The sequence below is a fragment of the Pantoea sp. Aalb genome, from assembly GCF_009829985.1.
In the GTDB taxonomy this organism is placed as follows: Bacteria; Pseudomonadota; Gammaproteobacteria; order Enterobacterales; family Enterobacteriaceae; genus SZZU01.
This window is the reverse complement of sequence record NZ_SZZU01000002.1, coordinates 73,550-88,621: the sequence shown is the minus strand read 5'-3', so window position 1 is coordinate 88,621 and position 15,072 is coordinate 73,550. Positions and strand designations below refer to the sequence as shown.

Sequence of the window (15,072 nt, the reverse complement as noted above, 5' to 3'; positions counted from 1 at the left end):
TGTTAAATAATATAATTGGTTAGTGATGGTTCCTGTATGCATAGATAGCGCCAATGATTAATAGGTATACGTATATGTAAAATAACACTACCATCATCTTCATTCCATTCTTTCTCAATTACCTTTAATTGATAAAACTGACTACGTAAACGGCTTGCCATTGGGGGAAGACATAAATTATATTGAACTATTTCCCCTAATAAATACTTAGATAACGCTTCCCATAACAATGAAAGACCTAGACCGCTTTTAGCCGAAAGCCAAACACGTATAGGTTGATTATTTTTGTCATAATCAATACGTGGTTTAAAAGAGTCTAATGCATCAATTTTATTCATAATTAGTAATACCGGAATATTATTTGCTTTAATTTCCATTAAGATATCATTAACTACTTTAATTTTTTCATTAATGTATATATCAGTAGCATCTATAACGTGTAGTAATAATTTTGCTTGACGTGTTTCTTGTAACGTAGTTTTAAATGCTACTATTAAATCATGCGGTAAATGGCGAATAAAACCAACAGTATCAGCTAGTATCACTTCTCTTAGATTTACATTATTTAATCGGCGTAAAGTAGGATCTAATGTTGCAAATAATTTATCTGCAGTATATGCATTTGCAGAGGTCATGATATTAAATAAAGTAGATTTTCCAGCGTTAGTATATCCTACCAAAGATATAGTTAATTTATCTGCTTTATTACGAACTCTTCTACTTTGTGTACGTTGTTTTTCCACTCGGTTTAGACGAGAAAGAATGAGCCTAATACGATTAGCTAACAAACGACGATCAGTTTCCAACTGAGTTTCACCTGGACCACGTAAACCTATACCACCTTTTTGACGCTCAAGATGTGTCCACCCGTGTACTAATCTAGTAGAAAGATAGCGTAACTGTGCTAACTCAACTTGTAATTTGCTTTCATAGCTACGTGCACGCTGAGCAAAAATATTAAGAATTAAACCAATACGGTCAAGAACATTACATTTATACAATTGCTTAAGATTACGTTCTTGAACAGGAGTTAAGGTATGGTTGAATAAAATAACCGATGCTTTACTCACTTTTATTATCTCAGCAATTTCTAATGCCTTTCCTTTACCGACAAAATATTTGGAATGTGGTATATTTCGTTTACCAATGACAACTTGCAGCACTTCTATACCAGCTGAAGTAACAAGATTTTTAAACTCTTGTAAATTTTCCAATTCTTTATCTTGGAAGAACCAGATATGTACTAATACGGCTCGCTCGCCAGCATCATAACGGTTAAACAAACTATACCTCACTATATTATAATAAATAATCCTAAAAATATTTGATTTAAAAATGAAAACCATAGTATTATGAATTTATTCTAAGTTATCATTTTCTTTTTTTGCTGTTCTTCAAGCATTTGATTATTTTCTCCATGATAATAATCATTACTAATTATACCTGTATGATTATGGTGCGATATTGGACGAGAAGGAACTACTGTAGAAATAGCATGCTTATATACCATTTGATTAACAGCATTTTTTAAAAGAATAACAAATTGATCAAATGATTCAATTTGACCCTGTAGTTTAATACCATTAACTAAATATATCGATACTGGTACACGTTCACGACGTAATGCATTTAAAAATGGGTCTTGTAATGATTGCCCCTTAGCCATTTTATTTTTCCTTATGTACTTGTTTATTAAAGACCGTAATTTGAAAAATTCAATAAAAATTTATGTATAATAACGGACTAATTGTACACAATCATCTTTGATTCTTACTAAATACTTCAGCTATTGTATTACATGCTAAATTTAACTCATCACTATTAATCCATTGAACATTTGACCATTTACGTAACCACACCATTTGATGTTTGGCTAACTTTTTAGTAGCACAAATACCTTTATAAATCATTTCTTCGTAATCGATGTTTTTAGATAAATAATCCCACATTTGACGATAACCTACACAACGTATAGCAGGCATATTTATATGTAAATCATCTCTTGCAAATAAAGAAGTAACTTCTTTCTCAAAGCCTGATATTATCATTTGGTTATAACGTAAAAGGATACGTTGGTATAATAGTTCACGACTTTTAGGGGCGATAGCAAACTGATACACATCGTAAGGTAATGTTTGACCAGATATTTTTGTTAATTCTGTTAAAGTTTGACCTGAAATGAAAAAAATTTCCAATGCACGTAAGATTCTATAATGATCATTTGGATGAATACGTTTAGCGGCAAGTGGATCTATTTTACATAATTGTCGATATAGTGTTTCATAGGAGTTTTTTCCTATCATTTGCTTTATTTGTCGACGAATTTCAAGATTAGTAGAAGGCAATGGAGATAACCCTTCAAGTAATACCTTGAAGTAAAGCATAGTGCCGCCGACAAGTAATGGTATATTACCATTTTTAGTAATTTCCGCCATTTCTATTAAAGCATCTCGGCGAAATTCTGCAGCAGAATAAGATTCTGCTGGATCACGGATATCCAGTAAGCGATGTGGTGCTAGTTTTAATTGTTCTTTTTTTGGCTTTGCTGTACCAATATCCATTCCACGATAAATTAAAGCAGAATCTACACTAATAAGTTCTACAGGGAATCTTTGACGTAACCAAATAGCAATTTCTGTCTTTCCTGAAGCTGTAGGTCCCATTAAAAAAATTGCTTTTGGTCGATTATTTTTATTTAATTTACTTATGTAATTCATTAATTACACTTTTAATTTCAATATTCTGTATTAGATTTGAAGGTGGTAACTGTAATAGTTGTGGACTATTTTTTTCTAATTCTGCTAATAAAATAACAGCCTGTGAATAATTCCAATAAGATTTTTCATCATCTTGTTGATCTACTAACCATTCAGTTAGAGAAGCTATAGAAACATTTTGCTGATGAGCAAGATAATTTAACATTTCTTCAATTAATTTTTTTAAATTTTGTTTTAATAACGGTATGGGAACTGCACGTAGAATTAAATGTTGTTTTTCTACTTGTAAGTCAATTCCTATCAAATTTAAAATTGCAGAATGAATATTTATAAGTTCAATTTTATGATCTGTAATCTTTAATAGAATTGGTATTATCAAAGGTTTTGATTTTAATTGACCTTTACCTGGAAAAATTTGAGTATATTTTAAAAAACGATTTGCGACAGAAAGCGATAAAAGCTTTAAAGAATCTTTTTTCTCTAATAGTGCATACCGTGAATCAAAAACATGCAATACACGACCAAAAGTTTCCACTGGTAATTGATTTTTTTGATTTATGTTATGATTAATATCCTTTTTAAGGATTGAGGAATTCTGTTCGTTATTTAGTTCTTTATTTTTTTCTATAGATAGAGGTAAAAAAGAATTCTCTTTATCATTAATAGATAATATAACCGGTTGTATAAATTGATTATCTCCTGCACTTTGAAGGTTACGTATTGATTTTAAATAGAATGTATAATCTGTAGGTGAATTAGTTTGTAGAGCGTTAATTATACTTTGCAAAATAAAATCATGTACCAACCTTGATTGGTGAAATTTTATTTCATGTTTAGCTGGATGGACATTAACATTAATATCACGAGGATTGATGTTTAAATATAATACATATGATGGTGGATGGTTGTTATCTCTAATTTGGATTTGATATGCTTGATGGATTGCATGTTTAAACAGCTTATTTCGTACTATACGTTTATTAACATAGCAATATTGAATATTGGGAATCTTATTCCAAGAATTTGGATCAGCTATCCATCCATTTAAGCTCAAATCATTATGATGCCAATCAATACGTAATGCATTCTGAATAAAATTTTTACCACAGATTAAACTAAGTCTACTTTCTATTTTTGTATCATGATTAACGGCATTATATTTACTTATTAGTTTACCGTTATGTGTCAGCACAAGAGAAACATTAAAAGAAGTCAATGCAATACGTTTTATTACTTCTTTTATATGTTGAAATTCAGTCTTTTCAGAGCATAAAAATCTACGTCGTGCAGGTGTATTATAAAATAAATCAAGTACATCTAATGATGTACCTATCGGATGTGCCGCTGGTTTTACTATTACCTGCATATCTCGCCCTTCCGAATAAGTTTGCCAAGCTTCATTTTGATATGCTGTATTCGAAGTGAGGATTAAACGAGAAACTGAGCTAATACTAGAAAGAGCTTCGCCGCGAAAACCAAAGCTCATAATATTTTCTAAATCATCAATAGATGCAATTTTACTAGTAGCATAACGAGATAATGCTATAGATAATTCATCTTTAGGTATACCACAACCATTATCTCGAATATGTATTAACTTACTACCACCTTTTTTAATATCTATCTCAATATGAGTGGCACCAGCATCTAAACTATTTTCTACAAGCTCTTTTACAACAGATGATGGACGATCTATTACTTCACCTGCAGCAATTTGATTAGCTAGCTGTAAAGGTAAGATTCTTATAGGAATATCACTACTCCTTAAATGTATATTAAAAATACTAATAAGTTAAATTAAAGATATAAAATTTTAAAATATCTCCTTAACAAGAAAATATTTTAGTTCATATGATACAGTTGTGGATTCATAACGTAACGCATTGTAATTGTAGTAAGTAAATCGCTACGAACTTTTGGATAAAAATGCATAGTCTTATTATAGGGGGAAATTATGTTAGTTGATAGCTGAAAATGTTTTGCTACATTCCCTTTTATTAATTTATTTACCATCAAATTTCTTTGTTGCTTTAAAGTTGATTTCAACGGATGAGCTAAAAAATAGCTACGTATTCCTTTATAAATAGATAAAGCAATCTTCCTTTGATATGTATTACTACCAAGTAAGCGTTCTTCCTTAACATTACTAATAAAACCAGTTTCAATAAGTAAAGAAGGAATATCTGGTGAACGCAATACACCAAGACTTGCATATTCCGGTAATCGCTTATGTAATCGCACAATACCGTTTAGCTGTTGTAGTACTTTTAATGCTACTTCATAACCAATACGTTGAGAATAAATAAACTGTAAATCAAGCATAGCTTGACTAAGATATGGATCAGTACGGTTATGTGTTAATATATCAGCAGTGCCACCCAATAATTCTGATTGTTTTTCTTTTTGTTCGAGCCAATTCGCCATTTCACTATTAGCACGACGTTTTGATAGTAACCATATTGATGCACCAGTTACTGCATGATTCGGTGCGGCATCAGCATGAAGAGATATTAATAAATTTGCATTTTTTTTACGTGCCACTTCAGATCTGTTCATAACTGAAATAAAATGATCGCTGTTGCGAGTTAATACTGATTTAAACATATTATCTTTATCCATCAAAGCTTTTAATTTTTTAGCAATAGCTATCGTTACATTTTTTTCATGTAAACCGTGCTGACCTAAAGCACCTGGATCTTGACCACCATGCCCAGCATCAATAGCAACAATTATTACTTCATGATTAATATTAGCATTTGAATTGATAATTTTTTTATTATTATGACTGAATTTCATAAAAATAGGTGTTTTTTTTACATGGTTCATATTAAGAATACTAATTACAACACGGTATTGATCTTTATCAAATTGAATCATATTAGTATGTATATTTACTTTTCTTGTTAATTTAAATAATAAATGTATAAGTTGTTTATTTTTTAACTTAATACTATTAATACGTTTTAGCATATTTTTCCCGCTAAAATTCAAAGGTAATTCTTTAAATATCCCACTTTGGCGCATCTTTAATAAAAAACAATTATGATTGTGACATGGAAAGATACTATATACTGGTTTACCTTTAAATCTTAAGGTAATGATCGCTATATTAGTACTATTTTTTACTTGAATATCAAAAAGCGTAGCTGATAGAATAGGTGTAGAAAATATGCAAAACACAATTATTGAAAATATTTTTATCTGTGAAATCATACCTTATTCCTATACTGTTGAAATTTTTGTACTAAATATTTACCTTCATCAGAAGTCGCTTTAATTTCAACCTCACGTATGATTTCAACATAATTTAATTTTAATTTAAGATCTGATTCAGGAATAATACCTATTGCCTGTTGCGGCCATTCTACTATACATAAAGCATTATTACTGAAGTAATCACAAATTCCTATTAATTCTAATTCTTCTGGATTATTTATACGATAAAAATCAAAATGGTGTAATAAGCGTGATCCTACTTCGTATGATTCAACTAATGTATAAGTTGGGCTTTTAATTTTATTTTTATAACCTAACCCATATAAAAATCCACGAGTAAATGTAGTTTTTCCAACTCCTAAATCACCATAAAGATAAATTATTAATTTACTCCTTATACAACATTGTGCTAATTGCATTCCTAAATGCAGGGTTTCCCGTTCATCAAATAATTGAATAACATAAGTCTTCATATTTTATTTTCTACATTATTTCTGGATTAACAAATTGCCATAATACTTCAAATAAATCCGTAGCTAACATGCCACGAGTACCACGCTGAGCAGCAATTGTATCACCTGCTGCACCATGTGCAACACATCCTGCACAAGCTGCATCTATTAATGTTAATTTTTGACATAGCAAAGCAGCAATAATCCCACTCAATACATCGCCCATACCACCAGATGCCATACCTACATTACCTACATCTGCAATAGCTATTTTACCTGTATAGTCAGCTATTATAGTACCAGCTCCTTTTAATACTACTACTCCACCATAACGTTGAGCTAAAAGTGGTGCAATTTGTAAAAGATTACTTTTAACTTCACTAATTTTCATACCTAATAAACGAGCAGCTTCACCTAGATGAGGAGTAATAATACGGTTATTTCGATGATCTTGATTCATTGCTAATAAGTTAAGTGCATCTGCATCCCAAAGCATAGGTTTTTTACTAATTGAAATTATTTTTAAGGCATTCCTACCCCAATCACGTTGACCTAAGCCAGGTCCAATAACAATTACATTTGCCCACTCTAGTGATTTCTGTAAGAGTTCTTCATTAAGTACATCTACCATTAGTTCTGGACGAGTACTGATAAAAGAACAAATATTATCTTTATGCGTCAATACGCGTACAAGTCCTGCCCCACTACGTAAAGCAGCTTCAGCAGTCATTTTAATTGCACCTCCAGTACCAATATCTCCACCGATTACTAATAAACAACCATTATTATATTTATGTAAGCTTTTTTTAGATTGCTTAAACCAACTATTTAAATCTTTTACATCATAACGAATAATAGGGGCTTCTTGATTTTTACTAAAAAGGAATGAAGAAAGACCAAGATCATCATAATGTAAACAACCTACATAATCACGTGCTTCACCAATAAGTTGTCCTGGTTTTAATCCAATCATACTAATCGTATGATTTGCAACAACCGTTGCTGAACCCAACGTTATTCCGTTATTGGCACTCAATCCAGAAGGAATGTCTATTGATAAAACAGGAGCAACATGAGAATTCATCATCTCAATAAGATTATTATAAGGTTCAATAATTTCTCTATTAATACCGATACCGAATAGTGCATCTACTATAAGATCAACATTTTTAGGCCAAGTTATATCAGTAGGATATATTACCCCTCCTACTGATAACCAAGCATCACGAGATTGTTGAGCTTCTTTGGATAATATATAATGTTCATGTGCTAATAAAGTTACATTAATACCAGATAGATAAGCTAATCTTGCAATTACATAACCATCACCACCATTATTACCATGGCCGCACAAGATCATCCAGTGTTGAGATAAAGGCCATATTTCTAATGCTAATTTATAACTAGCTTTACCAGCACGTTGCATCAATTCATATAAAGTAATGTCTAAAGTATTAATTGCTTCATACTCTAACTTATTTATTAACTGTATAGGCCATACAGTATGTGGTAATATGTTTTTATATATTCTTTTTTTCTTAGTTATCATGATACTCTCTTTTTCTTTAATAAATTATTCAATAAATTCAAGAAAATCAAGAATTATTTAGTTTTCATTAGATTTTATTGTCTTTGATTTGAATACTGAATTAAAAAAATATTTTTTTATATTGAAATTAGAGATTAAAAGGATATTTTTTATTTTTTGCTGATTTTGATTTTTAAATTATTAAATCAATTTATATTGATTTATAAATCATATTTAATATTCATTAATTTTAACTATCAATGCTATTAACTTTATTACAGTTAAGATTTAACACTATAAAAAATCATCTCGGTTTAGCTTGTCATTATAATAAATTATTAAAAAATTATTTTTTTAATAAAAGTAAACAAAGCATATTTATCCCAACAACATACTTTTTTAAAATTAAATACAATAAAAAAATTATAATTAAAGAATAAAAATAGATTTTATTAGCTATATGATAAATGTTATTAACATTTTATTGATTTATCTTAAAATAATTATTTATTTATAAATATGAAGAGAAACTAATGAAGAGTAATTTAATATTTTTAAATAAAACACGTATAGCATTATTATTAAAATAATAAGCTATCCCTTTTATTTTATTTAATTATTAAATAAATATAAAATTATAATATTTTTCTATTTTTATACTATAAAATAAAAAACATATTTCTTTTCAAAAAAAGATTTGATTGAAGATAAAGATCTCGAATATTTATCTCTAATTAAAATAATAAAAATTATTAAAAAAAATAAATTACTTTGAAGTTATTTAATAATATTGAAATACTAAAAATTAATAAAGATAAATATTAATAAATTATTTATTATGGAGCGGGAAACGAGACTCGAACTCGCGACCCTGACCTTGGCAAGGTCATGCTCTACCAACTGAGCTATTCCCGCATATTATATATATTATTTATTTTTTAATAGATAAAATATATATTATACAAAAAATTATTTATACTGCAATATTTTTTTAAAAAACTTTTCACTATAAAATTAAAGATTCATTTTTCAAACTTATTTAATAATTAATAAAATTAAAGATTTAATAAATTTTTACGATAGTATAATAATTCTGCTACTGATTCTCGAATATCGTTCAATGCTTGATGGTTTCCATTTTTTTTAAATCCTGAAAGAATATGAGGTTTCCAACGACGAGCTAATTCTTTTAAAGTGCTGACATCTAAGTAACGATAATGAAAATAAGTTTCTAACTCTGACATATATTTACGTAAAAAACGACGATCTTGACCAATACTATTTCCACAAATTGGTGAAGTGTTTGCCGGTACCCAATTTTTTAAAAAATCAATAGTTATTCGTTCTGCAATTTTATGATCATATTTACTATTTTTCACACGTTCAATTAATCCACTATTAGTATGCGTTAGAATATTCCATTCATCCATCATAGCTAATTGAACATCTGATTGATGTATAGCTATTACTGGACCTTCTGCAAGAATATTTAGGTCAGGATCAGTTACTAATGTGGCAATTTCAATAATGTGATGACATTCTGGATTTAATCCAGTCATTTCTAGATCAATCCAAATTAAATTATTTTCGCTTATAGTGGTAATCATTTTATTTACCTAGTCATTAAAATTCTTTTAGATGTATCATAAACTACTTTATTAAACAATGAAGCAAATCATATTAAAACTTTAATGCAGAAGATATGTTCATAAATAACATTTATCGCAACTTTAATCACGTTATTATATTAGTATTATTAATCATCAAAACTACCTATGACAAAATCATAAATAAATAATTTATCATCATGGAATGGATAATAATATGTTTAGTGCAGCAAGAGAAGGCATTATAATCAGCCGATTTGGAATACATGCAGATGTAGAAGATAACCTAGGTATAGTATATCGTTGTAATATACGACGTAATATATCATCTTTAATAACAGGTGACTATGTTATATGGCGTGCTGCTACTAATAAAAGTAATAAAGGCATTATAGATTCTGTTCTTGAACGTAAGAATGTATTAGAACGTACTAATACGTATGGCAGTATTAAACCAATTGCTGCTAATATTAATCAAATAGTTATCGTTTTTTCTATCTTACCAAAATTATCACTGAATATTATTGATCGTTATTTAATAGCTAGTGAAATACTTGGTATTAAAGCACTTCTGGTATTAAATAAAACAGACTTAATTACTGATAAAATATTTAAATTGATTGATATTCAAATGGATATTTATCGTCACATAGGATATCAAGTCTTAAAAGTATCAAGCTATTCTCAAGATGGTTTGTTAGAGTTAAAAAATGTACTTGCAGGACATGTTAATATTTTTACTGGTCAATCTGGAGTGGGAAAATCCAGTTTACTAAAAATATTACTTGATCGAAGTATAAATGACAATAAAATATTGATTAATGATCTTTCTAAGATATCTAATCTTGGCAAACATACTACTACTACAGCACGACTGTATCACTTTCCATATGGCGGTGATGTAATTGATTCACCAGGCATACGTGAATTTAGCTTAGGGAATATAAATTTAAAACAAATTACATGGGCATTCATAGAATTTCGTAAGTTTCTTAGGTACTGTAAATTTCGAGATTGTAGCCATAAAGATGATTTAGGTTGTGCCATTCGTACAGCTGTTAAAAATAAAAATATTAATATATCACGTTTTAATAATTATCATAAGATTATTAAGGATAAAAGTATTGATAGATAAAAATCTATTGCTATTAATTAAATTTAATTCCTATTATAAAACAAGTAATAACTTAAAATTAAAGAATAAAACCATATGTACTTAATTTTTATCAATTAACCAACTAGGAAAATACAGTGTTTGATAGTTTAAAAGTAATTTTAATTAAAATTATGCCTAAAAAATTATTAACTAAAATGATAAGTTGGATTGCTAACTTTCAAGGAGGATGGTTAACAACTACGATGATAAATATTTTTATTTGGTTTTATAAAGTAGATATGAGTGAAGCACTTTATTCTAATTCATCTAGTTATTGTACTTTTAATGATTTTTTCATTCGACCCCTAAAAAAAAATATGCGTTTAATTAATTTTGATACTTCATTACTAGTAATGCCAGTAGATGGTATTATAAGTCAGCTAGGTCGTATCGAAGGAAATCAAATGTTTCAGGCAAAAAATCACTATTATAGTTTACAAGCTTTATTAGCTGGTAACAACAATCTTGCCAATTATTTTCTAAACGGTTATTTTGTTAATATTTACCTATCATTACGTGACTATCATCGTGTCCATATGCCTTGTAATAGTACCTTGCGTGAGATGATTTATATACCAGGGAAACTTTATTCAGTAAATCGTTCGGCTACAAGAAAAATACCAAACCTTTTTGCTCGTAATGAACGAGTTATTTGTGTATTTGATACTAATCATGGTCCAATGATACAGATTCTTGTAGGTGCTATAATTGTAGGAAGTATTGAAACTAGTTGGGTTGGTACTATAACGACGCCTAGAGAAGGAATGGTAAAACGTTGGCGATATCCATCTGCAGGTCATAACGGAGCTATAGTATTACTAAAAGGCCAAGAAATGGGTCGCTTTAAATTGGGTTCAACAGTAATTAACTTATTTGCACCAAATCAAATAAAATTACTAGAGCATCTTAAACCTGAAAGTAAAACACGCGTTGGGCAACCTTTAGCAACTGTTTTACCTAATCTTAATAACATTACGCTTGAATAACTTTAAAAAATTTTCTATACGTTATTCTCTGTTAATATTTCTGAGTAGCATACTCAGCTCTCTTGATTTTGCTGCTAATATTCCTATAGCTAATCAATTTCAACAAAAATTAGACATAACAAAATTTAATAACCATATTTCAGTTAAAGCTGAACAATCTCAAATTTTAGAAGTAGCACTAAATTTTCTTTTTGAACGAAATAAATCTCTTGAACACATTAAGCAATATCAACAAATCATAGAAAATTTCCCACTTTTAGTACATGATATTCGGAAAAAAATCTTAAGTTTGATGACTGAGCAAAAAGTATTACATACTAATATGAATAGTGCTGAATTAGATCAAAAAATATTACAAGCGAGTAATCAACTATTAGAAGAAAGCCGTCAAGTGTTGCAGGAACAAGAAACTGCACGTGAAATTAGTTATGAACTATCACAACTGCCACAACAACAAACTACGGCAAAGCGTATTATGATAGAAAATGAACATAGAACACAAGGATTAATTTTTACCAGTACATCTTTGTCTCAAGTTCAAATTTATATGAAACAAGCGGAAAATGCAGCTAATCAAGCTCGTATAAATGAGCTAGAACTAGCACAATTATCCTCTATTAACCAACAAGAATTAGCACATATGCGTGCTGAATTACATCAAAAAAAAATAATTCAATTAGATGATTACTTAAAAAAATTACGTAATAATCTAAATAATCAGCGCCAACTTGAAGCTAAATTAGCATTAAAGCGTACTGAAAATTTAATAGAAAAAAGTATAGGAATACCAAATGTAATTAGTAATCAATTTCAGATTAATCGTGAGTTATCTAATGATCTTAATAATCAAACAAAACGTATGGATTTTATTGCAATACAGCAGCAATTAATAACTAATCAAAACTTACAAGTACGTCAAGTATTAAGTTCATTACATGAACAATCTCGTTGGATAGGTGCGTCTAATTTATTAGGAGAAGCATTACGTACACAAATTGCACGTTTACCGACAATCATAAAATTTCAGCAAATAGATAGAGAAATGGGAGAACTACGTGTAAAACGTTTAAAATATGAAGAATTATTAGAACATCAGCAGATACTACTTAAAAAGAAACAAGATAATGGAATTTATTTTACTACTTATCAAATGCGTATATTAAATGCACAATTAAAAATCCAGCATGCACTATTAAATTCTCTGATTTCGAGTTGTGATACACTTATTTTAGAAATAACAAAATTAAAAGTAGGTAATATACAATTACAAGACTCATTCAGAGAATTAAAAGACGCAACGCATCGTTACTTATTTTGGATTGGTGACGTCAACCCAATAGGGCTAAGGTATCCTATTCAAGTTGCACAAGATTTAACACGCTTTCTATCTTTAGATACTTTAAATCAGTTAGGAAAAGCCCTAACTATGATGTTTACTAGTAAAGAAACATTGTTACCTATTATTAGTGCTATTCTATTGGTAGGATTAAGTATAGGTTCAAAACGACATTATAATGCATTTATGATACGAGCCTCTAGCCGTGTCGGAAAAGTTACTCAAGATCAATTTAACTTAACACTACGTACTGTACTTTGGTCAATTTTAGTAGCTTTACCACTACCAGTTCTTTGGGCAGCCTTTGGATACGGTTTACAGCATGCTTGGCCTTACCCAGTTGCCATAGCTATTGGTGATGGCATTACTGCAACATTACCTTTACTGTTGGCATTTATGATTAGTGCTATTTTCGCTCGTCACGATGGTTTATTTGTAGTACATTTTCGCTGGCCTCAGAAACGGGTAATACGTGCTATGCGTTATTATTTGCTCACAGTTGGATTAATTGTACCTTTAATAATGCTATTAATAGCTTTTACTAATTTAAAAGATCTACAATTTTCTGCTTCACTTGGTAGATTGTGCTTTATTTTAATTTGTACAGCACTTAGCATTGTCACTGTCAGCTTAAAACGTGCCGGTATTCCATTATATCTTTATGAAGAAAAAAGAGATAAAGAAAAATGGAAAGAAGGTAAAGAATCAGAAAAAGAAGATGATTTAATTAACCGAATTTTATGGAATATAATGATAATAATGCCAATACTTGCATTATTAGCTTCCTGTATTGGATATTTATCAACAGCACAAGCATTGCTAGTAAGGTTAGAAACCTCTATTGGTATTTGGTTTTTTCTGCTTGTAATATATCATATCATAAGGCGATGGATGTTAATTCAACGACGTCGAATTGCCTTTGATCGTGCACGTCAACGCCGTGCTGATATACTAGCCAATCGTGCACGTAGTGAAGAAGAAAAAGAACAATCTATATCTATTAATAATGATATTATTGAAATTGATGAACCAGTTATAAATCTTGATGAAATTAGTGCACAGTCTCTACGTTTAGTTCGTTCTATTATTACTTTAATAGCCTTAGTTTCTCTTATTGTATTATGGTCTGAAATTCATTCTGCTTTTAGTTTTTTAGATAATATTGAATTATGGGGAGCTAGTACTATTGTACAAGGAGTTGAAAGCATCCATCCAATTACTCTTGGATCAGTACTTATTGCTATTTTAGTTTTTATAATCACAACTCAACTAGTACGCAATATGCCTGCTCTTTTAGAATTAGCATTATTACAACATCTTAATTTATCTCCTGGAACAGGTTATGCAATAACTACTTTAACTAAATATATATTAATGCTTATAGGTAGTTTAATTGGTTTTTCAATATTGGGTATTGATTGGTCAAAACTACAATGGTTAGTAGCAGCATTAGGTTTAGGATTAGGATTTGGTTTACAAGAAATTTTTGCTAACTTTATTTCTGGTTTAATTATTTTATTTGAAAAGCCTATTCGCATTGCTGATACTGTAACAATTCGAGATCTAACTGGTAGTGTTACTCGTATCAATACAAGAGCTACAACTATTACTGACTGGGATCGTAAAGAAATTATTGTGCCTAATAAAGCATTTATTACCGAACAATTTGTTAATTGGTCGTTATCTGATTCTGTAACACGAGTAGTACTTACTGTTCCAGCTCCATCTTGGGTTAATAGTGATAAAATAACAGAAATTCTTAAACAAGCAGCTGAGCGCTGTACTTATGTACTTACTTCTCCTATACCAGATGTGTTTCTTGTCGATTTACAACAAGGTATTCAATTGTTTGAATTACGTGTACATGCAGCAGAAATGAGCCATCGTATGCCATTGCGACATGAATTACACCAATTAATTCTTAGAGGTTTTGAAGAGAATAATATTGAAATACCATTTCCACCATTTCAAGTGCGTGTGGAAACAATTAATAAAACAATATCTAATGAATATGAATATGAATATAATAAGTCTACTAGACAGTTTTTTAAATCTGGTAGTTTATAAAATAAAA

11 protein-coding genes and 1 tRNA gene are annotated in these 15,072 nt (G+C 29.5%); 3 read left to right on the top strand and 9 right to left on the bottom strand.

The window, feature by feature from the left end; genetic code table 11:
- Window positions 1-2 precede the first annotated feature (2 nt).
- From hflX to orn, 9 genes are all read right to left on the bottom strand, one after another.
- Window positions 3-1,283, bottom strand: a complete 1,281-nt coding sequence (hflX, locus tag FD728_RS02860) for a ribosome rescue GTPase HflX (protein WP_159934638.1) — start codon at window positions 1,281-1,283, stop codon at window positions 3-5.
- A gap of 80 nt (window positions 1,284-1,363) precedes the next feature.
- Entirely contained in the window at window positions 1,364-1,666 is a 303-nt protein-coding gene (hfq, locus tag FD728_RS02855; RefSeq protein ID WP_159934636.1) for an RNA chaperone Hfq, read from the bottom strand.
- 91 nt (window positions 1,667-1,757) lie between these two features.
- Window positions 1,758-2,708, bottom strand: a complete 951-nt coding sequence (gene miaA, locus FD728_RS02850) for a tRNA (adenosine(37)-N6)-dimethylallyltransferase MiaA (protein ID WP_370516248.1) — start codon at window positions 2,706-2,708, stop codon at window positions 1,758-1,760.
- Entirely contained in the window at window positions 2,701-4,470 is a 1,770-nt protein-coding gene (gene mutL, locus FD728_RS02845) for a DNA mismatch repair endonuclease MutL (protein ID WP_159934838.1), read from the bottom strand. The genes miaA and mutL overlap by 8 nt, the downstream gene beginning before the upstream one ends.
- 89 nt (window positions 4,471-4,559) lie before the next feature.
- On the bottom strand, window positions 4,560-5,930 hold the full coding sequence (locus FD728_RS02840) for an N-acetylmuramoyl-L-alanine amidase (RefSeq protein WP_159934632.1): 1,371 nt from the start codon (window positions 5,928-5,930) through the stop codon (window positions 4,560-4,562).
- A complete protein-coding gene (tsaE, locus tag FD728_RS02835; protein WP_159934630.1) occupies window positions 5,927-6,406 on the bottom strand; it encodes a tRNA (adenosine(37)-N6)-threonylcarbamoyltransferase complex ATPase subunit type 1 TsaE in 480 nt (159 codons plus the stop codon). Before tsaE ends, FD728_RS02840 begins: the two co-directional genes overlap by 4 nt.
- Before the next feature lie 10 nt (window positions 6,407-6,416).
- Window positions 6,417-7,934, bottom strand: a complete 1,518-nt coding sequence (nnr, locus tag FD728_RS02830; RefSeq protein ID WP_159934628.1) for a bifunctional ADP-dependent NAD(P)H-hydrate dehydratase/NAD(P)H-hydrate epimerase — start codon at window positions 7,932-7,934, stop codon at window positions 6,417-6,419.
- A gap of 818 nt (window positions 7,935-8,752) precedes the next feature.
- Window positions 8,753-8,828: transfer RNA gene (locus FD728_RS02825), tRNA-Gly, on the bottom strand.
- 140 nt (window positions 8,829-8,968) lie between these two features.
- The gene (gene orn, locus FD728_RS02820) at window positions 8,969-9,520 is read right to left on the bottom strand and encodes an oligoribonuclease (protein WP_159934626.1); all 552 of its coding nucleotides are present in this window, start codon (window positions 9,518-9,520) and stop codon (window positions 8,969-8,971) included.
- Between the two features lie 217 nt (window positions 9,521-9,737).
- Here orn and rsgA point away from each other — a divergent pair, with 217 nt between their 5' ends.
- From rsgA to mscM, 3 genes are all read left to right on the top strand, one after another.
- Window positions 9,738-10,655, top strand: a complete 918-nt coding sequence (gene rsgA, locus FD728_RS02815; RefSeq protein WP_159934624.1) for a small ribosomal subunit biogenesis GTPase RsgA — start codon at window positions 9,738-9,740, stop codon at window positions 10,653-10,655.
- Window positions 10,656-10,771: 116 nt separating this feature from the next.
- Window positions 10,772-11,662, top strand: coding sequence for an archaetidylserine decarboxylase (gene asd / locus FD728_RS02810; RefSeq protein ID WP_159934622.1), 891 nt, complete (start codon window positions 10,772-10,774; stop codon window positions 11,660-11,662).
- Between the two features lie 16 nt (window positions 11,663-11,678).
- The gene (gene mscM / locus FD728_RS02805) at window positions 11,679-15,065 is read left to right on the top strand and encodes a miniconductance mechanosensitive channel MscM (RefSeq protein ID WP_159934836.1); all 3,387 of its coding nucleotides are present in this window, start codon (window positions 11,679-11,681) and stop codon (window positions 15,063-15,065) included.
- Window positions 15,066-15,072: the final 7 nt, after the last annotated feature.